The sequence below is a fragment of the Bradyrhizobium sp. SZCCHNR3119 genome, from assembly GCF_032487775.1.
GTDB lineage: Bacteria > Pseudomonadota > Alphaproteobacteria > Rhizobiales > Xanthobacteraceae > Bradyrhizobium.
Window position 1 is genome coordinate 4,734,568 of sequence record NZ_JAUEUV010000001.1, and the last position, 20,420, is coordinate 4,754,987.

Here is a 20,420-nt window from a genome sequence, read left to right on the forward strand (position 1 = left end):
AAAAGGCCGGCATAACTTGCCGGCCTTTTTTCATGCCGGCCTGTGGAACTTGCGAGATGTTCCTCTTAGCCGCGTCGTTCCGCGGCAATGCCGTGCGACAAAATCGCGCAGCGATTTGGCGCGAGATGTGTCCGAGGCGGAATCCCGCAGTTCTCATGGGCGCAATGCGCGCTGTCGTTCGTCACGGGTCTGCGCGAATGGTTCCATCACTGTGTTCGCGCATCGCCCCGAAAATGACGCCGCAATTCAAGCAAGCGCGCTGTGCTGCGCGCTTCCCGCAGCAATTTATTCACCACGCGCGTTGACCTCGAATTTACTGTTTTCGTCGCCGCCCTGTTTACCAAGCTATTCGATTGCTCCGGTCGGCATGACATGCCGACTTGCGTGTCTCATGACTGCAACGCGCTTTAACGCCTCAGCAACCTAAACCGATTACGAAGGGAAACGATCGAATTGCACGGACGCACCGTGTTCGATCGAAACCAGTAAGCGTTGCGTTGAGCGTATCGATGTTAGTTTTGCGTCCCGGTCCGAAGGGCGCGCGATTTGCGTCCTTCGGACTCGGTCTCTGCGTCTTCGCATTGATGCCGACGGAGACCGGTTACCAAGACATCGCATCACTGCTTGCCCGGCAGCCCGGCGTTGCCGAGCGCTGGCAGAAGCGCGTGTTCTCCGCAGCCGCTTCCATTCAGCTCGCGACCTACAGCTTCAGCCGGCCGATCGGCACGTCCGTGCCGCAGAGCGCGATGGTCCGGCTCGCAAGCTTCGTCAATCGCGACGCGGACGTCACCGGCGCGGTGCCGCGCAATCCGGTGCTGCAGGCGCCGCCGCGGTATCAAGCGTCGGATTTCCCGACCGTCGATCGTACCTTGAAGGGCGACCGTCTGGTGGTCACGCCGCCGACAGTGCCGGCTGACAAGACTGAACAGCCCACCCCCGCAGAGTCCGCGTCGCCGCCCGGGCAGCCGGCCAACTCCAATTCCTCGGTGTTCGGCGCAAAGACGGCAGAGGCGCCGACGGATATGCCAGTCGCCTCGCGCGCGCCGCTCGATCCGGAACTGCAGGAGGCGTTGCGCGCGCCGCCGCTCGAGCAGTATAGCGCGCCGTCCTCGTCGCAATCGACGAACGAAGCGAAGCTGTCGACTGGTTCGCCCGAAGACAGCGCGGTGTCCTACGACGGCCTCGATATCAAGACGACCAGTCTCTATTTCGGCACGAGTTCGCTCGGCGGCACGGCGGGCAGCATCGAAAGCTGGGAGCCCGGTGAGGCGCCGCTGATCGTGCTGCCGGATCCCGATTTGAAGCCGATGGCGGCACTGCCGCCTTCGTCGAACGATGCGACAGCGCCTTCCGAAAGTGGCGAGAGCATCGCGCCTAAGGGCGAGGTCAACGCCGACAATCAGCGCGCCAAGACGCCGGCCGAGCGGCTCGGCCTGTTCGATGAAAAGGCGCGCGCGAAATCCGAGAAATGCCTGGCCGAAGCGGTCTATTTCGAATCACGCGGCGAAGCGGTGCGCGGCCAGATCGCGGTGGCGCAAGTCGTGCTGAACCGTGCCTTCTCCGGCTATTATCCGACCACGGTCTGCGGCGTGGTGTATCAGAACAAGTACCGGCACTATGCCTGTCAGTTCACCTTTGCCTGTGACGGTACGCCCGACGTCATCCGCGAACCCGACATGTGGGAGCGCGCCAGGAAGATCGCCAAAGCCATGCTCGACGGCCTGATCTGGCTTCCCGAGGTCGGCAAGTCAACGCACTACCATGCTTACTGGGTGCGCCCGTCCTGGGTGTCCGAAATGAAGCGGATGTACAAGTTCGGCGTCCACACCTTCTACCGGCCGAAGGCCTGGGGCGACGGCAGCGATGCCCCAAGCTGGGGATCGCCGGCGCAGACCGCGGCGATCTCCGAGGAGCTTGCGGAAGAGGCCAAGAGCGAAGCCGAGATCAATCCGAACTGGACGCGGCGCTGATCTCGGCACAGGCTTCTGACGGTTGATCTAAGTCCTGCAACGTCCCCTGCATTCGGGTGCGATGCGGACGTCGATGCCGGGCGGAGCCGAATTAGTGATGCGTCGCGTTCCACTCGAGAAAGCGGCGGTACAACTCGGGCTGACGCGACTGGTCAGGCGGCGTTGCGGCCGGCGGCTTCGCGGCGACGGGAATGCGCGGGGACGGTGCGGCGGCCGTGACCGGCTTCGACGATCTGATGGTGGTCGGAGCGGTCGCCGCGGGTCCGGAAATCGTCCCATCGAGCCATTCCTGCGCGACCCGCAACCTGGTCCATCCGGCCACCGGCGCACGCGGCGCCATCTCCCGCCATTTTGGATGGAAGGGAGGCCGCTGCAGCTCCGACATCCGCGAGAACAGCGACTTGACCAGCAGCGACAGCCGGCGATAGCGGTCGCTTCCCGGCTGCCAATTATACGACGCCAGGATCGCTTCAGCCGCGATCGTTTCGACCGGCTCGGATCTGGAGATCAGGTTGGGGTAGTCGTCCGCGTCGAGCCGAGAAGGAAGATACTCCTCGCGCAAAGGCTTGTCGTAGCCGACCGGAACGAAATGCAGATTGGTATCCGTGACCTGGCTGAGCCAGGGAACCGGCTTGCCGTCGACCGCAATGATCGCGTCGATCTCGCCCTTGCGCAACATCTCGAGCGCGATGCGCGGCTCGATATAGAGCAGGTGTGGCTTGATCTGGAGCCGCTCGAACACGTTGATCGCGGTCACGAAAGTGCTGCCATCCGGGAGGTCGACGGCAACGGTCTTGCCGTCGAGGTCCTTCATGGTGCGGATCGATCGCGGCGCCAGAACATGCATTTCCTCGTTGAACATCTTGGTGACATAGACCAGCTGATTGCGGATGTTGCTCGCGAAGCCCTTGCGTTCGAGATAATATAAAGTGTCCTTGCGCACAATTCCCGCGTCGACTCCCTTGAGCATCAGGATATCGGCCACCGCCTGAACCGAACCGCTGCCGAGGATCGGCATGACCCGCAGGTTGATCCCGTCGTTGAGCACCGAGGCGACGTCGGCGCCCATCTGGGAATAGGTGCTGCCATAAGAGCCGGTCATCAGGCTCACCGTATTTATGTTGAGCTGACCTGCAAGGTCCCGCTTGGCCGACGCATAGCGGAAGATCGCCTTGAACGAATCGCTGACGGCGCCCGGGTCGATTCCGCTGCGCACCGGTCCGAACCGTTCCCAGTGACCGCCGACGAAACGCTTCATCTGCATCTGCTCGATCGGCGCGTGGTCGCTGGCGCTGGTATTGGCGACGATCCCGGGAATCAGCATCGGAAGCTGCGTCCCTTTCAAGGAACGCGCCTGCTTCATGATATTGTCGCGGGAGAAGTCGTCGCCGCAATTATGCAGGACGGCAACCATCAGGTTGGCGAGCGCGTAGCCCACGATTCCGAGGCTGTTGATCTTGCTGACTGAAGGCGCATAGCGGTCCATGAACGCGGACCACTCGGCGTAGCCGGGATCGCCGCCCTGCACACCGCCCTCGTACAGGATCGTGGCGGAAAGTAGTCCTTCCGCGTTCTGCAGGCCTGCAGGCTGCAGCACGGTGGCGATCGAATCCGAAATCGTCGGGATGATGTGCTCGGGTTTCCAGCCGAGCTCGGCGAGGCGGCGGATCGCGAGCACCGTGAATTTCGGGGTGCTGACGTCGATCAGGATGTTGGCGCCGGCGGCCTTCAGCTTCGCGATCTGCAGATTGATGTCGGTATCGGTGACCGTGTAAGCCGCTTCAGCGACGATCGGCAGCTTGCCGCCGAGCCCGTCCTTCAAGCCCTTGAGATAGTCCTTGCCGAACTCGTCATCCTGATACAGCACACCGATGCGCGCGTCACCGGTATGTTGCTCGAGCAGATATTGCGCGTGGATATGAGCTTCGATCTGGTAGCTGGGCTGCGCTCCCATGGTCCAAGGATAGTCGCGAGGCTGATCCCAGATCGAAGCGCCGGAGCCGACGAACAATTGCGGTATTTTGTTCGCGTTGAGATAAGGCCGCACGGCCGCGCTGGTCGCTGTTCCTACGCTCGCAAAGATGACGTCGACCTTATCTTCCTCCACGAGCCGTCGTGTTAGTTCCACCGTCTTCTGCGGATTATAGCCGTCGTCATAGGAGATGAAGGTGATCTTGCGGCCCCTGATCCCGCCCTCGGCATTCACCTTCTCGAAATAGGCCGAGATGACCTTACCCACGATACCGTAGGCGGCCGCCGGCCCGGTGTAAGGCGTCGTATTGCCGATCCGGATCTCGCCCTCGGCAGCACGCGCCAGGCCTGGCACGGCGACAAGCACGAGGAGCAACGCCACGGTCGGAGAACACGCCGCGCAAAGCAATCGCGGATCCCAGGACGCCGACGACCGGGCCCGCCGCAACAATCGATCAAACATTCCCATCACGACCTCATCACGCAATAAAACACTTTGCAGGGACGCGCATCGCCCGCACGACTCAATCGACCATTGTTCAGCGGTCCGCGGGCCGTCGCAGATGCGGCGCAACGACCGGCATCAGACCGCGCTGGATCACTCGGTCTCGAAGCTCGGGTCACTCGAGGTGCCGCCGGGCCTCGAGTGACCGGAGTTCGGCGGCTCTCGCGTACCAAGCGCGGGCCTGGGCCGGATCGGGCGCGACGCCAACGGTTTTCAGCTTGGACAAGACCGCGGCGTCATAGGTATTGGCCAGCATCAGTGATGCTTCGGCGTCGCCTTCCGCGACATGCGCCAGGATCAGACGGGCACTCGCAATGTCGCCTGCGCCGATGAGATCGCGTCCGCGCTTCAGCATTTCTCTGATCTCGTCCTTGGTCAGCGTAGACGCGGCCGACGGTGCAGGGCTCCCGGTCGCGATCGTGCGAGACGCTTTCGGCGGAATTGACTGTGGGGGCTCGCCCCCGTCCGGAGCCGGCTTGACGATCTGGACCGTCGCTACGACCGAATCGGCCCGTCCGATCGCGTGCGCCGCGGCCTCCGCCGATGCTTGTCCGTCAGATGCTTGGCCGGCATAGGACTTCGATTTCCCCACCAGCCCGAAGCTTTGGGGAGACGGTGAAGCGGTGGCGTCGGAATTCGCAACTGCTTCAATCTTCGGAACCTGCATGATGCTTACAGCAAGGAACGTGAGGCACGAAAGTACAGTCGCAGCGACACCGAACCGGAAAACAGAACTGAATTCGAGTCGTTCGGGCGGAGGCGGAGGCATCACGACCGGATCGAGTGCGCGGATCCGCCGGGATCGGTCCGCCTCTACGGGCGTCAACGGTATCTCCGCATCGTCGACCGCTGAAGCGGTTTGCCACCACGGCGGGGGCAGATCGGTGGTCGCATCCTCATCCGGCGCAGAAGTCGCGTGCGCGAGGCTGTCGAACAAAGCGGCAGGCTTTGCCGGGGGCCAACGTTCGCTCAGCGCATCAGCCGCGGCGATCCGCGATCCGCCACTCCGCAATGCAGAACTCATCCCAACTACTCCTGCGGACCTGCGCCATCACGCCGCCCGCGTCCTTCCTTGGACCCTTTGCCGCCATTTCGCTCGGCGACTCGCCTTGCAGGCCGACCGCGACACCGACGATCGCTTCTATGGCTATGCCAAGCGATGAATCGCGATCTCCTGCTGCCGTGACGTTCTATTCCCTTCGTCATCAGGACGGACAGAAACACGTGCTACTACTTGGGCACCGCTAAATTCCGACCATCTCTTTTTCTTATTTGTACAGGTTCTGCGGTTCTTTTGCCGAAATCATGGCGAGCCTGTACAGCTATTCCGCTACTGCTGGTAAATGTCGCCGGCACGGTGCATCTCCCAAAGGTCGCTTGAAAGTAGTTGCGCGCGTGAAGGGTGTGCTCGATCCGTGCGGCGGGCCGGCCGCACCATCCGCGTCAGCTGCTGATCTGTTCGACGAAATGGCCCCGTCCACCTCATCTAGCGAGGTCCGCCTGGATCGCGCGCGTCATGATGACGAGGACCGGCGCAACGGCACGGCCAATTTGTTCGACGAGCGAACGCGGATCAATTGGATGTTCACGACGGAGACAGGGCGCACTAATTAGGTCGCGCCTTGTCCCCAAATGCCAGCAAGGCGGCAAAAAACAACGAGTCGAATGTCTATATCGACCGGCGAGGGCCGCTTCGCCACGATCACCGTCATTCCGGGGCAAGGCCGCAAGCCTTGAACCTGGAATCTCGAACCTGTCTTGCGTTCGGTCTCAACATCTCGAGATTCCGGTTCAACTGCCAACGCGCAGCCGCGTCGCCCCGACTTGAAGCCGATGGCGGCGTTGCCGCCAGCCTCGAACGATGCGGCAGCGCGTTCCGAAAGCGGCGAGAGCATCGCGCATATGGGCGAGATCAACGCCGACAATCAGCACGCCAAGACGCCGGCCGAGCGGCTCGGCCTGTTCGATGAGAAGGCGCGCGCGAAGTCCGAGAAATGCCTTGCCGAAGCGGTCTATTTCGAATCATGCCGTGAAGCGGTGCGCGGCCAGATCGCGGTGGCACAGGTCGTGCTGAACCGTGCCTTCTCCGGCTACTATCCGACCACGGTCTGCGGCGTGGTGTACCAGAATAAGTATCGGCACTACGCCTGTCAGTTCACCTTTGCCTGCGACGGCACGCCTGATGTCATTCGTGAACCCGACATGTGGGAGCGCGCCAGGAAGATCGCCAAAGCCATGCTCAACGGCCTGATCTGGCTGCCCGAGGTCGGCAAGTCGACGCACTACCACGCGTATTGGGTGCGTCCGTCCTGGGTCTCCGAAATGAAGCGGATGTACAGGTTCGGCGTCCACACCTTCTACCGGCCGAAGGCCTGGGGTGACGGCAGCGATGCCCCGAGCTGGGGCACGCCGGCGCAGACCGCGGCGATTTCCGAGGAGCTTGCGGAAGAGGCCAAGAGCGAAGCCGAGATCAATCCGAACTGGACGCGGCGATAGCTTATCGATCGACTGCTACGCGCTCAGCGTTCGCGGGTTGCGGGTCGGCGGATTGGCGGCAATCTCCGCCGCCACCTGTCGCGCCGCTGCGAGGGTGGTCATCGTGCGCTGGGCCGCAGCCGGGTTGTCGGCCGGATGGTCGGCGCGATAATGCGCGCCGCGGCTCTCGCGTCGGCTCCACGCGCTCGCGGCAATCAGGAGCGCCGCCGTTGCCATGTTGCGCAGTGCCAGGTTTGGCGTTTCTTGTTCGAGCTTGGCGGTCGTCAGCACGGCTTCCGCAAGTCGCTCCTCGTCGCGGACGACTCCGACCTGCGCGGTCATGGTCTCGCGGAGCGCCTTCTCTGCAAAGGGCGGCAATGGTCCGTTCGACTCCGTGATTGCGACGTTGCCGAGAGCAGGTGGGGGCGCCGTCATCTGGCCTCCAATGTCTTCGGCAACCCGCGAGGTCAGCACTACGGTTTCGAGCAGCGCGTGACCGGCAAGACAGTTGGCGCCGTGAATGCCGGTCGCGGCGACTTCGCCGGCTGCCCACAGGCCGTCGAGCGAGCTGCGACCGCGTGCATCGACCGCGATGCCGCCGATATGGAAATGTGCCGCCGGAGACACCGGAATCGGTTGGCGGGTCGGGTCGATGCCCGCTGCACGGCAGCTCGCATCAAGCATCGGATAGGCGCTCCCGACATCGTCGTCGAGCACCTCCCGCGCGTCGAGAAAGGCGCCGCGGCCGGCGGCGATTTCGGCCAGAACGCCACGCGCGACGATGTCGCGCGGCGCGAGGTCGGCGAGCGGATGGCGCGGTAGCATGAACCGCTGTCCGCGGCGGTTGACCAGGATGGCGCCCGCGCCGCGCAAGGCCTCCGTGATCGCAGGCACCGGATCGCGGCCGACCATCATCGCCGTGGGATGAAACTGCACGAACTCCGGATCGGCAATCACGGCGCCCGCGCGCGCGGCGATCGCAAGGCCTGCGCCATTGGCGAGCGGCGCGTTCGTCGTCGCCGCGTAGAGACGGCCGATGCCGCCGGTCGCCAGCACGACCTTGCGCGCGGCCAGGATAGCGGGCGGGGCTGCGGCGTCATCGCATCTGCGCAACTGCAAGCCGGCGACGGCATCGCCATCCATCACCAGCGCTTCTGCCGCATAGCCGTCAACGACGCGGATCGACGGCGTGTTGCGGACCGCCTGCATCAGCGTGGTCAGCATCGTGTGTCCGGTCCTGTCGCCATCGATCGGGACAAGGCGCCGGACCGGCGCGGAGGCCACGCGGACGTGCCCCTGTCGGTCATCGCGGTTGCGATCGAAGCTGATGCCGAAATGGCGCAACTCGTCGATCCGCAGCTCCGCTTCGCGCGCAAACCCGAGCGTCGTCTCTGTGTCGGCCAGGCCGCCGCCGGCAGCGATCACATCGGCCGTGAAGGCCTCCGGACTGTCGACTCTGCCGGGGGCCACGGGGCCGCCTGTCACCCACAAAGAGGAGGCTTGCTCGGCAAAGCGCTGGGCTGAAACCAGGGTCACCGGCCGCGGCGCCAGCTTCAGCGCGCAGAGCAGGCCGGCTATGCCCGCGCCAACGATGACGACGTCACCATTGCTCTCGATCCGATGATGAGCCCGACCATCCATGGGAAACCGCTTCGCCTATCGCCACCTGCGCAGCTTGCGCCAGGCTCGCCATGATTAGGCAGCGCGGGTTACGCTTTCTTCAGAAACAAGCGTCGCTGTTTAAGCGTGTTTGGCGACAAAACGCGGCTTTCCTGAAGGTCGCTCGCGCTACCGGCGAGGATCGCCTCGGAGGTTCGCGTAGGCGGACAGTTTTGAGGTATTATGGTGCATCAAGCGCGCCAAACCGCTCCGATCCGACCGGACTGACCTCACGGTGCGGCATCGAAAATATTAATTGGCCCTTGCCAGGCTTTCCATGCAAATGCATTAACTCGGCGGCGTCGCGGCCGTGACTTGCGACCAGCAGCAGAGGAAACGCATCATGTCGGTCCAGGCAACAGAGCTGGGTTCGCCCTCAACCGCCTCCAATTGGCGCACGCCGCTGGTCATCATCGTCTGTGGCTGCGCCATCGCACTGTTGAGCTTCGGTCCCCGCTCCAGCTTCGGCTTCTTCGTGCAGCCGATGAGCCGCGATTTCTCCTGGGGCAGGGACGTGTTTGGCCTGGCAATCGCCGTGCAGAACCTGCTGTGGGGGCTCGGCCAGCCGCTTGCCGGCGCTATCGCGGACCGGTTCGGCGTGCTGCGCGTGATGTGCGTCGGCGCGCTGCTCTATGCCGGCGGGCTGGTGCTGATGCGCTATGCGGCGACGCCGCTGTCGCTGGACATCGGCGCCGGCGTGCTGGTCGGCTTCGGTTTGTCGGGCTGCTCGTTCAACCTGGTGCTTTCGGCCTTCAGCAAGCTGCTTCCGCCGGAACGTCGCAGCCTCGCGCTCGGGGCCGGCACGGCGGCGGGGTCGCTCGGGCAATTCCTGTTCGCGCCGTTCGGTGTCGCGATGATCGGCCAGTTCGGCTGGCAGACCGCGCTGATGGTGTTTGCCGCGCTGATGCTCCTGATCGTGCCGCTATCGCTTGCGATCTCGACGCCGCCGGCGGCGGAGCCGAAGCCGACGGACGCCGAGCAGCAATCTTTCACGACGGCGCTGATGGAAGCCTTCGGACACCGTTCCTACGTGCTCCTGGTGCTCGGCTTTTTTACCTGCGGTTTCCAGCTCGCCTTCATCACGGTGCATCTGCCGGCGTTTCTGGTCGATCGCGGGCTGTCGGCGCAGGTCGGCGGCTGGGTGATCGCAGCGATCGGCCTGTTCAACATCATCGGTTCGCTCAGCGTCGGCTGGCTGCAGAACCGGCTGCCCAAGCGCTACATTCTGTCCTTCATCTATTTCACCCGCGCGCTTGCGACGCTGGCCTTCATCTCGTTTCCGGTCACCGCATTCACGGCGATCGCCTTCGGCGCCGTCTCCGGGCTCGCCTGGCTGTCGACGGTGCCGCCGACCTCGACGCTGGTCGCGATCATGTTCGGCACCCGCTGGTTGGCAACGCTGTATGGCTTTGCCTTCGTCAGCCACCAGGTGGGCGGCTTCCTCGGCGTCTGGCTCGGCGGCATCGTGTTCGAACGTTTCGGCTCCTACACCCCGATCTGGTGGCTCTCGATCCTGTTCGGCGTGCTCTCCGCCCTGATCAACCTGCCGATCGTGGAAAAACCGGTCGCCCGGCCGGTGCCGGCGACCTGATTGCGCCGGCTGTCCGATCCGCTAAAGATACCGCAAATCTTACAGGGATCGGGAGCGCGGACCGTGGCGATGTTCAAGGCGATCAGGATCGACAAAGCGGATAAAGGCACGACGGCTGCCTTGACCCAGTTCGACGAAGCCGAACTGATGGACGGCGACGTCACGGTTCGGGTCGAATGGTCGACCCTGAACTATAAGGATGGACTGGCGCTGACCGGCAAGGCTCCGGTGGTCCGGCGTTTTCCGATGATCGCCGGCATCGATTTTGCCGGCACAGTCGAGCAGTCGTCGCATCCGCAATGGAAGCCCGGAGATCGGGTGATCTGCACCGGCTGGGGCATGGGTGAGACCCATCTCGGCGCCTATGCAGAAAAGGCCCGCGTCAAAGGCGATTGGCTGGTGGCGCTTCCTGACGGCCTTTCGGCGCGCGAGGCCATGGCGATCGGGACCGCGGGTTTCACGGCCATGCTGGCCGTGATCGCGTTGGAAAAGCACGATTTGACTCCGGATCGTGGCCCGGTGGTGGTCACCGGAGCGGCCGGTGGGGTCGGCTCGGTCGCGATCGCCGTCCTGGCCAAGCTCGGCTATCATGTCATCGCCTCGACCGGCCGATCGGCGGAAGCGGATTATCTCAAGAGCCTCGGGGCCGCCGAGGTAATCGACCGCAACGAGCTGTCCGCCCCGGCCAAGCCGCTAGGCAAGGAGCGCTGGGCGGGCGGCATCGACAGCGTCGGCTCGAACACGCTGGCCAACCTGCTTTCGATGACGAAATATGGTGGGGTGATCGCGGCGTGCGGGCTGGCGGCCGGCATGGACCTCCCGACCTCGGTGGCGCCCTTCATCCTGCGCGGGGTCTCCCTTGTTGGCATCGATTCGGTGATGTGCCCTCAGCTCGCCAGACAGGCTGCCTGGAAGCGGTTGGCCAGCGATCTGGACCGGAGAAAACTCGCTGAAATCACTCACGAAATCGGCTTCGACCAAGTCATCGAAGCGGGGGCACGGATTCTGGCGGGCCAAATTCGGGGCCGTCTAGTGGTAAAAATATCCTGAGGACGTTCAGACTTTGCCAACCAAGCTGCTCCAATGTTGCCACGGTTGGTATGGTAAGCATCGGGTAAAAGTATTATCGCCTGCTCGCTGCATGGTTAGGGTCGGAGTTTCAGCATGCTTGCGCGTCTTATCCTGGGGACCGTTACCGCCGGTGCCATGATCGCGCCCGCAATCGGGGGATCGATGACCGCCGATGAGGCCCGCAAATTTGTGGCCGGCAAGGTGTTCGCCTTTACCTGTGTCGATGGCACGCGCGGCGCGGGCCGCATCCTAGACGACATGGGGGCTGCGGGTGCGGTGCAGTTTGCCGGCTCCGGTCCGGTCCGCCATATCCGCCTGCCCGGCAACACGTTGCAGATCCGCGGCCAGAACGTCTGCGCCTCGCTGAAGGGCCTGCCGTTCGAGCCCTGCTTCAACCTCGACAAAAAAGACGATCGCAGTTTCCGCGGCTCCGTGTCCGGACTCGGCTTTGCTTACTGCGACTTTCAGCACCAAGGCGGCGCCACCATGTTGATGGCGCGCGCGGTGGCGCGCCCGCATGCGCGTAGCACGCGTACTGTCGGCGCGGCCGATAGCTCGCAGGTGACCGCACGGGTCGAGACGCCGCGCGTCGAAAGCAGCAAGATCGAGCCGATCAGGTCCGAGGCGATGAAGCCGGAGCCGGTCAGGGCCAACAGCGCGGCACCGTCCGACAGCAAGTCGGAGGGCGCTCCCGAATTGCGCCGGTCGACAGAGTAATAGCTTCGTCTCGCGGCAACTCCCGACATCTGCAATGCGCGCCTCAGCCGATGGCTGCGGGCAGCAATGTTTCGCAACAAATCTCCTGCTCGCAAAGCGGTTTGAATGATTGCGCCGTAGTCCCACGGCCCCCTAGATTCATGTCCCGATAGCAACTCTCGGTTAGTTTGGGTCGAGGGGGGCCATGTGAAAAGGGGCGTTGATGTCGCTTTATTTCTTCCGCATCAGTCACGGTCGTTTTGCGGGCGCGGCTGATCAGCCTTACGAATTCGCCAATCGCGAGTCGGCGTGGAACGAGTTGACGGCGGTCTGCGCCGACCTGATCGGCGGCATCTCGCGTACCCTTCGGGAAGATGCGGAGTGGCGGATGGAATTGCTCGACGAAGCCAAGCAGCCGGTGTTTCGAATTCGCTTGGTCGCGGAGTCCATCGGATAGAGCATGATCCGGAGTCTGATTTAGTCCCTCGCGCCGCTGTGCCGCGTCAGCCATGACCACTCCCCCCGATACCGGCGATCTCATCAGTATCGGAGTGTTGTCCGTAGTAGAGCGGAGTTTCCGGTTAAGGAACCCTTTGCGGAACTGCATCAATGTGGCGATCGGAATTTCCGATCGGATCATTTCGCATTCGAGTGCAGTTCGCGCCGCCTACGCGCATGCGCCGTTGTCGCAGCTCGCAGGCTGATTGCACTCCCTGGTGGGGACATCACATGGCCACTCTGTCCATTCGTGCCAAGATCATTGCCGTCATCGTCTTCATGCTCGCAACGACGTCGGGCCTCGGCCTTCTTGCCGTGTACAGCATGCGCGCGATCAATGCGCACACCGTCGACATCGCGGAGAACTGGCTGCCGAGCGTACGCACCATCGGCCAGCTGCGCGCCGATATTAACCTGTTGCGCATTGCGCTCCGCGCCCAGGTGATGTCGGAAACGGAAGAAGCCAAGCAGGCAGCTGACAAGCGGCTCGCGGGCATCTTCGAGGCGATCGCAAACGATCGCAAGAAATACGAGCCTTTGATCACGTCGCCGGAAGAGCGAGCGATCTACGACAATTGGTTGCAGGCCTGGGACAAGTATGTCGTCGGTGTACGGCAGGTCATGGACGAGTCGCACAAGAGCGTTGGCAGAATCCCGCATGAGGCGACCGAGCTTCTGGACAAGCAGGTCGCCGTGATCGCGCGTGCGGCCGACAATTACTTCGTGCAAGATATCCAGCTCAACGACAAGGGGGCGGAACAGGCGACGCAGGCGGCTGCCGAGGGCTATGCCAGAGCTTTCTGGCTGGTGCTGATGATCATCGGCGCCGCCATGATTGCCGGCATCGCGGTCGGAATCTCGCTGGTGCGCAGCGTGTCGCAGGGCATCGCCTCGATCATCACGCCGATGCAGGCGCTGGGGGCTGGCGACTTGAGCGCCGAGGTTCCGCATCGTGGCGAAACGACCGAAATCGGCGCGATGGCCGACACGTTGCAGGTCTTCAAGGAGGCGCTGATCGCGAAGAAAGCCGCGGACGAGGCTGCTGCGCATGATACCGAAGCCAAGATCGAGCGTGGCCGCCGGGTCGACAACATCACGCGCCAGTTCGAAGCCACGATCGGCGACATCGTCAACACGGTGTCATCGGCCTCGACCGAGCTCGAGCACTCCGCAGCCTCGCTGTCGTCGACCGCAAACCGCTCGCAGCAGATCTCGACGATGGTCGCTGCGGCCTCGGAGGAAGCCTCCACCAACGTTCAGTCCGTCGCATCGGCCACCGAAGAGCTCTCCTCGTCGATCACCGAGATCAGCCGTCAGGTACAGGACTCCGCGCGCATGGCCCTCGAGGCTGTCGAGCAGGCGCGGATGACCAACGACCGGGTCGGCGAGTTGACCAAGGCCGCCGCTCGCATCGGCGATGTGGTCGAACTGATCAACACGATCGCAGGGCAAACCAACCTGCTGGCGCTGAATGCGACGATCGAGGCGGCGCGGGCCGGCGAAGCCGGCAAGGGCTTTGCGGTGGTTGCCACCGAAGTGAAGGCCCTTGCCGAGCAGACCGCCAGGGCGACCGACGAGATCGGCCAGCAGGTCTCGGGCATCCAGGCGGCGACACAGGAATCGGTCGGCGCCATCAAGGCGATCTCAGGCACGATCGAGAAGCTCTCGGAGATCTCGTCCGCGATCGCCGCCGCCGTCGAAGAGCAGGGGGCCGCAACGCAGGAGATCTCGCGCAACGTTCAGCAGGCGGCGCAGGGCACGGAGCTGGTGTCGTCGAATGTCGTCGACGTGCAGCGCGGCGCGACGGAGACCGGCAGCGCCTCCTCGCAGGTGCTGGGCGCGGCGAAGTCGCTCGCGCAGGACAGCGACCGCCTCAAGCGCGAGGTGGCGCAGTTCCTGCAGTCCGTCCGCGCGGCGTGAGATTTATTGGCTCGGCGCGGCTGCTTCCGGCAGCCGCTTGCGGAACAGGATCTTCTGATACAGCCAGCCGATCGCGACGAGGACGAGGCCGAGGCAGATGAACGACAGCGCGCGGTAGACGCCCGTCAGCGTGGACATGTCGATCAGGAAGGCCTTGGCGATCGTCAGCGCGATCACCACGGCCGAGGCGAGCCGCGCGCGCTGCGACTGAATCAGGATGCCGACCCCGAGCAGAACCACGCCGAAGCCGAGCCATGCGATCGAATAGGTGTATTGCTCGGCTCCGCTGGTCGCGCCCTCGGCCAGGTCGGGGCCGTGATAGAGCCTGCGGATTTCCAGACTGACGTAACTCAACGCAAGGATCAGCGCGCCGGCGGCCAGGCTGTTGGCGTAGACGACTGGGCGTCGGCCTGCGACGGCGTAGGACAACAGCAGCATCAGGATTGCCGGAAACGCATAGGCGAGCAGCAGCAGATTGAGGATGCGGCCTTTGATCTCGACATCCGAGATCATCGGGTTTTCCAGCAGCAACAGCCCGAACACGCTGCCGAGCACGGCGAAGACGGTCAACAGCACCGCGCCCGCATCATGGATGACGCTCCCGCTGCGCAGGCGCAGCCGTTCGAGGCCGATGGCGAGCGCGAGCGCGACGCAGACATCGAGGCCGGCTTCCGCGAGCGAGGGCACCGCCAGCATGTCGCCGCCATTGATGGCGTGGCGGATCTCCAGGAAGGCGAGCAGGACCGTGAACAGGATCGCGGCTGCCTCGACCGCACGCAGCGGCGCATCGTCGCCGCGCGGCCGCATCTGGGAGCTCGCCGCCCAGAATGACGCCGCCGGCAAGCCATAGCCCCACAACAGCCAGTTGAAGATCGGCGTGGTGCCGACATCGTCACCGACGATCCGCGGCTCATAGCCGATCCGCAGCAGCACGAGGCCGGCGAAGACAGCAGAGAGGGTGCGCAGGAACGGGATCGGCCGCTGCGTGGCGATCCAGGCGGTGCCCAGCGACATCAGCGCGAGCGCGATCGTCAACCAGCCCTTCTCCAGGGCGAAGGTCAGTGCGAGCGCCAGCGCGCCGAGTGCGCCGGTCGCAAACAGCGCGACCGAGACGTTCAGCCCTGGCCTGGGCTCGCGGCGCGACAGGGCTTCGGTTGCGGCAGCAAAGGCTGCGGCCAGCAGCACCGCAAGGATCGCGAACGGGATCGAGCGGTCGAGATGGGCGATGCGCGCGTAAAGCGCAACGAGGAGCGCCACGGGCGTGAAGACGCCGGCGCCCGACCAGATGATGGGTACGATGGCATGACGGCTTCGGCCCTGCGCGAGGAAGCCGGTTGCGCCGAAACCGGCGGCAAAGATGGCCGCAATCGTGAGATGCAAGGCGACGGATTCGCCGGTCGGGCTCGATCCCATGCCGGGCAGGGCGCCGCCCGGCAACACCAGCATGTCGGGATTGTCGCGCACCGCCCATTCCGCAAACACGATGAAGACCATCGCCGCCGCCGCGCCGATGGCACCGCTTGCGGCAGGCGCCCGCCAGGCGACCATCAGGGTGCCCGCGACCAGCGCCGCGAAGGCGATCAGCGCCACGCCGTCATGCAGGCTGGCTAGCACGATCAGCATCGCGCCCAACAAATAGATCGCCAGCGATGCCGAGGAGATCGGCTCGAACTCGTCGCCGGCGGCGTCGGGGCCGAACATGAAGCCACAGACGACGATCAGGGCTGCCAATGCGAAGCCCACGACGACGTGGAAGACGTGCGGTGCCACCATCGACAGCCCGCAATCCAGGCAGGGCAAGGTCCACAGGAAGGCGAGCACGATCGTGGTGATCGCGAGCCAGCGCCACAGCCGGATGCGCGCCAGCGCGAAGGCGGCAGCGGTGACGACCGCCAGATAGATGTAGAGGGCCCAGTAGTTCGGCTCGTCCGACGAGACCAGCACGGGGGTGACGAAGGCGCCGGCAATGCCGAGTCCGGCGAGCGCCGGCCCGTGCAGCAGGGCCGTTGCCAAGGTGCCCAGCGCAACGATCCCGAGCAGCATGAAGGCGGTTGCGGGAGCGAGAAAATCGTAGAGCGCGTAGGCCGCATAGACCGTGGCGAATGCCACCGCCGTCCCCGCCGCGGTCAGGATCGCCGGGATGTTGGCGATGGGTAGCGGCGCGATCTGCGACAGGCTCTCCTTGCGCCGCGCCCATTCGCCGGAACCGAGCAGCGCCAGCGCGAACAGCCCGCCCAGGGTTACGCGCACGGCAGGGCCGACCAGGCCGGCCTCGATCGAATAGCGCACCAGGAAGAAGCCGCCGAGTGCGAGCGCAAGCCCGCCGATCCACACCACCCAGCGCGTGCCGATCCGTTCCTCGAAGCCCTGGGCAGCCGGCTGCGGCGCGGCTGAGGGAAGTGGCGGGGGCAGGTGCCGCGCTTCGTCGCTGGTCTCCCCTGGGCCAGCAGCGGCGCTTGTGCTGGCGATCTCGGGCTGGTCGGGCGGGAGCGCGGCGGACTCTTCCGCTTCCAGCGAGGCCTCTGGCTCCTGCGCGGGCGTGAGCGGCGGTGGCACCGCCACCAATGTCGTGGCTTCGGCTCCCGCTCCTGCCTCCAGGCGATCCAGCCGTGCGCGCAAGCGTGCGGCTTCTCCTGCAGCCTTGCGGGCAAAGACCAGCGCGCCGATCGCGATCAGGAGCGCAATCCAGTCTAGCGGCCAGTCGAACATGCTGCGTCTCGAACTCGGTGCCGGGGTCCGGCGGTTGCCGCAAAGGTCAACCGCACCGCGTCATTCCCCAGCTGGCCGGACCGCGGCCAATGGAGCAGATGGCAGGTTCCCGTAAGTCTCGATCCCGCTGGCAAAAGTTCAAACCGCCCGCATCGATCCGCTCAGTCGAGCTCGATCCGGAACGGCCGGCCTTCGGTCGACATCGCGCCCGGGCCGATCGCGTCGATGGCGCGGATCATGCGTCCTTCCCGCCCCAGCGCCGCGTCGGCAAGGCTGACGATCAGGCGGTTCGGTGCGGCGATGGGCGAAGCCGCGCGGATGGCCTTTGCGATCGCGAACTCATCGCGGTGCGGATTGAGCGCGCAGGCGGCCGCGAAGGCGCTGGCGGTCGAGCGGCTGATGCCGGCATAGCAATGCACCACCAGCGGCGCCTTGCGGTCCCAACCGCGGACGAAGTCGAGAACCTGCGCCACGTGGTGTTCGCAGGGCGCGACGAAGCCCTCGATCTCCTCGGTGATGTCGTCCACCGAAACCTTGAGGTGATTGTGCGGCAGGATGGCCTCGGGCGTCAGCACCTGGTCGACATTGGCCATGATCGTCAGCACGTGGCTGGCGCGCGTGCGGCGGACGGTGTCGGGCAGGGCGGCGAGAGAGCAGACGTGGATCATCCCGAAAAGATGTCGCGTTCAGGGTTGTCGATGTCGCTTGAGCTGGCGCAGCTGCTGGCGGGCGAGGGAGGCGTTGCCCTCGATCTCGGCATTCAGCCGCTCGAGACGATCGAAGAGACGTTCGCGCCGGGCCGGCGTGGGCTGGGACGGGGCCTCGACGGGCTTCTCGGCCCAGGGGCGGCGGATGAACAGGGCAAGGATCCACACCATGGCCGCGACTGCCAACGGCATGCTCAAAGCATAGATCTGACCGACCGTCATCGGAGGCCTCCCAGAAGCCACTGTGCACCTAAATGTAGGAGCAAACCCGCCGCAAAGCAAACCGGGGCCGAAACGTAGACCAGGGTGGGGTCGGTGCTCTGGGGCAGGAACCCATAGATCTCCTGGCCGATCGGGACGAAGACTCCGACGGAGATGATCGCGGTCGCCAAGGTATTGGCCCAGTTCGCAAGCAGCTTCAGCCGCTCATTGCGGCGTTCGTCCGGCGTCAGCGGCATCGCATCAGGTCCCTAGAACGGCATTGAAGCGCGTCAGGAAGCGTTTCTCGGCCTTCGAGGCGCTCCACGGCGTCAGGTAGTCGACGCGTGTCGCTTCGGGCAGGTCGGGATCGCGGCCGAACAGCCGCTTGGCCTCGCTCTCGGAGAAGCCCGCAAGCTCCGTGGCCTCGAGATAGGCGGCGCCGCGATCGGCGGCCTTGATCTGCCTCTCGATGTCAGGAGCGAGCTCCGCCGGCAGGCCGAAGCGGATGTGGATCGCGCCCAGCAAGCGTTTCTCGACCGTCTTGTAGTCCGCTCCCAGCACCGCCTTGAACGGCGAGATCATGTCGCCGATGACATATTCCGGTGCGTCATGCAGGAGGGCGGCGAGCCGCAGCCGGTCGTCGATGTTCGGATTGCGCGCGCGCATCACGGCCTCCACCAGTAGCGTGTGTTGCGCCACCGAGAAGATGTGCGCCCCGCGCGTCTGGCCGTTCCAGCGCGCCACGCGCGCGAGCCCATGGGCGATGTCGGCGATCTCGATGTCGAGCGGGGAGGGGTCGATCAGATCGAGCCTGCGGCCCGACAGCATGCGCTGCCAGACGCGGGTCTGGCCGGGTGAAGCCTTCTTGACGCTCATAGGGCTTTGGGGTGCGGGGCTTTGAGGCGCGGAGTGCGGCGTTTGCCGCTGCAGGTCTCGTGGCAGAAGCAGGTGACGAGATGATCGTTGACCATGCCGGTCGCCTGCATGAACGCGTAGACGATCGTGGGCCCGACGAATTTGAAGCCGCGGGTCGATAGTTCCTTGGAGATCTTGATCGAGAGCGGGGTCGAGGCCGGCACGCTCGCGGTGGTCTTGAACTCGTTCACCTTGGGCCGGCCGTCGACGAAGTCCCACAGGAATTTCGAGAAGCCCTCGCCTTGCTCCTGGATCTTGAGCCAAGCCTTGGCGCTCAGAATCGTGCCCTCGACCTTGGCGCGGTTGCGGACGATGCCGGCATCGTTCATCAGCGCGTGGATCTTCTTGTCGGTGTAGCGGGCGATCTTCTCCGGTTGGAAATCGTCGAAGGCGCGACGGAAATTGTCGCGCTTGCGCAGGATCGTGATCCAGGACAGCCCGGCCTGGAAGCCGTCCAGGATCAGCTTTTCATAGAGCGCGCGATCGTCATATTCCGGCACGCCCCATTCGGAGTCGTGATAGGCGACGTAAAACGGATCGTCGCCCGGCCAAGGACATCGCCTCAGACCATCAGGATGAAGGCGCGCAGATCTGCTCATGCCACGGTTTGCTTCGGTGCGCCCTGTAGCGCCTCGAGATCGACCACCCGCAGGGCGAGACCGCCCGCGGTCAGCGGCGTGCCGGTCTCGATCGCCTCGGTCGTGCGGTCGATGCGCAGCAGCGCGATACCCGCCTGCGCCGCCGCCGAGCCCATCGTGCCGACCGTCTTGTCGCCCGCGACCACTGGCGTGCCCGGTTCCGGCGCGGGTCCCTCTAGCGTCACCTGAGCCGCGCGGGTGCGCGTGGTGCCGCGATGATGCATGCGGCTGACGACCTCCTGGCCGACATAGCAGCCCTTGCCGATATCGACGCCGTTCAGGCGGTCCATGTTGGTCTCATGCGGGAAGGCATCGCCATAGGCGAAGTCGAGGCCGCCCTGAGGGACGCTGTGAGCGATCCGTTGGGCATCATAGGCGCCGACATCGGCGATCTCGGCGCCTAGCTCGGCGGCCACGCGCGGCAGCTCGTCCTGCGGCGCGATCGCGCGCCAGCCGAGTTCGGGCCGTCGCGGGTCGGCAAAGCTCAACTCCGGCCGAGCTGCGGGCGTGCCGCCCCAGGCCGCGACGACGCCGAGCCGATCGGACAGGTTTTCGATGCTGATCTTGGCGCGCAGCTTGTACAAGTTGAGCTTGTCGGTCAGCGCCTGGGCCAGTGCCCGCGGGCAGTCGAGCAGGAAGCGCTCGCCAGCCTCGGAGGGCATCTCGGCGATCAGGAAATCGACGATGATCTTGCCCTGCGGCGTCAGCAGGGCGCCGAACCGCGCCTCGCCAGGATGGAGCTTGGTGACATCGGTGGTGACAAGGCCGTTCAGGAACTTGCGTGCGTCGGCGCCGCTGACCTGGACCACGCCCCGGTCGGGGAGAAAGGTCGCTTTCATTCTGCAAAAACCTCTTGCGACACGCCGCACCGAAACGTAAGCCGCCCTGGCACAA

16 protein-coding genes and 1 pseudogene are annotated in these 20,420 nt (G+C 64.7%); 7 read left to right on the plus strand and 10 right to left on the minus strand.

Annotation, left to right across the window (positions count from 1 at the left end; genetic code table 11):
- The first annotated feature begins 509 nt into the window (after nucleotides 1-509).
- Entirely contained in the window at nucleotides 510-1,970 is a 1,461-nt protein-coding gene (locus tag QX034_RS21775; RefSeq protein WP_315706853.1) for a cell wall hydrolase, read from the plus strand.
- 91 nt (nucleotides 1,971-2,061) lie between these two features.
- Here QX034_RS21775 and QX034_RS21780 read toward each other — a convergent pair whose 3' ends face one another.
- Nucleotides 2,062-4,410, minus strand: a complete 2,349-nt coding sequence (locus QX034_RS21780) for an ABC transporter substrate-binding protein (RefSeq protein WP_315741675.1) — start codon at nucleotides 4,408-4,410, stop codon at nucleotides 2,062-2,064.
- Nucleotides 4,411-4,561: 151 nt separating this feature from the next.
- Complete coding sequence (locus tag QX034_RS21785; protein WP_316195779.1) at nucleotides 4,562-5,470, minus strand: hypothetical protein; 909 nt, start codon at nucleotides 5,468-5,470, stop codon at nucleotides 4,562-4,564.
- 794 nt (nucleotides 5,471-6,264) lie between these two features.
- On the opposite strand from QX034_RS21785, the pseudogene QX034_RS21790 reads away from it, so the two are divergent.
- A pseudogene (locus QX034_RS21790) lies at nucleotides 6,265-6,942 on the plus strand (cell wall hydrolase); the annotation flags it as partial.
- A gap of 15 nt (nucleotides 6,943-6,957) precedes the next feature.
- Here QX034_RS21790 and QX034_RS21795 read toward each other — a convergent pair.
- Complete coding sequence (locus tag QX034_RS21795; protein ID WP_315741673.1) at nucleotides 6,958-8,562, minus strand: L-aspartate oxidase; 1,605 nt, start codon at nucleotides 8,560-8,562, stop codon at nucleotides 6,958-6,960.
- 361 nt (nucleotides 8,563-8,923) lie between these two features.
- Here QX034_RS21795 and QX034_RS21800 point away from each other — a divergent pair, with 361 nt between their 5' ends.
- From QX034_RS21800 to QX034_RS21820, 5 genes are all read left to right on the plus strand, one after another.
- Entirely contained in the window at nucleotides 8,924-10,171 is a 1,248-nt protein-coding gene (locus QX034_RS21800) for an MFS transporter (protein ID WP_315706857.1), read from the plus strand.
- Between the two features lie 63 nt (nucleotides 10,172-10,234).
- Nucleotides 10,235-11,221 (plus strand): MDR family oxidoreductase, encoded by a 987-nt coding sequence (locus QX034_RS21805; RefSeq protein ID WP_315706858.1) that lies wholly within the window; start codon nucleotides 10,235-10,237, stop codon nucleotides 11,219-11,221.
- Nucleotides 11,222-11,335: 114 nt separating this feature from the next.
- A complete protein-coding gene (locus QX034_RS21810) occupies nucleotides 11,336-11,959 on the plus strand; it encodes a hypothetical protein (RefSeq protein ID WP_315706859.1) in 624 nt (207 codons plus the stop codon).
- A gap of 202 nt (nucleotides 11,960-12,161) precedes the next feature.
- Nucleotides 12,162-12,395: a DUF6894 family protein gene (locus tag QX034_RS21815; RefSeq protein ID WP_315706860.1), complete on the plus strand. Its 234-nt coding sequence runs from the start codon at nucleotides 12,162-12,164 to the stop codon at nucleotides 12,393-12,395.
- A 272-nt stretch (nucleotides 12,396-12,667) separates the two neighbouring features.
- The gene (locus tag QX034_RS21820) at nucleotides 12,668-14,356 is read left to right on the plus strand and encodes a methyl-accepting chemotaxis protein (RefSeq protein WP_315706861.1); all 1,689 of its coding nucleotides are present in this window, start codon (nucleotides 12,668-12,670) and stop codon (nucleotides 14,354-14,356) included.
- Nucleotides 14,357-14,359: 3 nt separating this feature from the next.
- Here QX034_RS21820 and QX034_RS21825 read toward each other — a convergent pair whose 3' ends face one another.
- The 7 genes from QX034_RS21825 to QX034_RS21855 form a co-directional block, all read right to left on the minus strand.
- Nucleotides 14,360-17,065, minus strand: coding sequence for a DUF2339 domain-containing protein (locus tag QX034_RS21825; protein ID WP_315706862.1), 2,706 nt, complete (start codon nucleotides 17,063-17,065; stop codon nucleotides 14,360-14,362).
- Nucleotides 17,066-17,226: 161 nt separating this feature from the next.
- Complete coding sequence (locus tag QX034_RS21830; RefSeq protein WP_316184006.1) at nucleotides 17,227-17,733, minus strand: protein tyrosine phosphatase; 507 nt, start codon at nucleotides 17,731-17,733, stop codon at nucleotides 17,227-17,229.
- 18 nt (nucleotides 17,734-17,751) lie between these two features.
- On the minus strand, nucleotides 17,752-17,994 hold the full coding sequence (locus QX034_RS21835; protein ID WP_315706864.1) for a hypothetical protein: 243 nt from the start codon (nucleotides 17,992-17,994) through the stop codon (nucleotides 17,752-17,754).
- Nucleotides 17,991-18,230 carry a hypothetical protein gene (locus tag QX034_RS21840; protein WP_315706865.1) on the minus strand — a complete coding sequence of 80 codons (240 nt, stop codon included), beginning with the start codon at nucleotides 18,228-18,230 and terminating at the stop codon, nucleotides 17,991-17,993. The genes QX034_RS21835 and QX034_RS21840 overlap by 4 nt, the downstream gene beginning before the upstream one ends.
- Before the next feature lie 4 nt (nucleotides 18,231-18,234).
- Nucleotides 18,235-18,849, minus strand: coding sequence for an HD family hydrolase (locus tag QX034_RS21845; protein WP_315765223.1), 615 nt, complete (start codon nucleotides 18,847-18,849; stop codon nucleotides 18,235-18,237).
- Nucleotides 18,846-19,487, minus strand: a complete 642-nt coding sequence (locus tag QX034_RS21850; RefSeq protein ID WP_315765220.1) for a DNA-3-methyladenine glycosylase I — start codon at nucleotides 19,485-19,487, stop codon at nucleotides 18,846-18,848. Before QX034_RS21850 ends, QX034_RS21845 begins: the two co-directional genes overlap by 4 nt.
- On the minus strand, nucleotides 19,484-20,365 hold the full coding sequence (locus tag QX034_RS21855) for a folate-binding protein (protein ID WP_315706868.1): 882 nt from the start codon (nucleotides 20,363-20,365) through the stop codon (nucleotides 19,484-19,486). Before QX034_RS21855 ends, QX034_RS21850 begins: the two co-directional genes overlap by 4 nt.
- Between the last annotated feature and the right edge of the window lie 55 nt (nucleotides 20,366-20,420).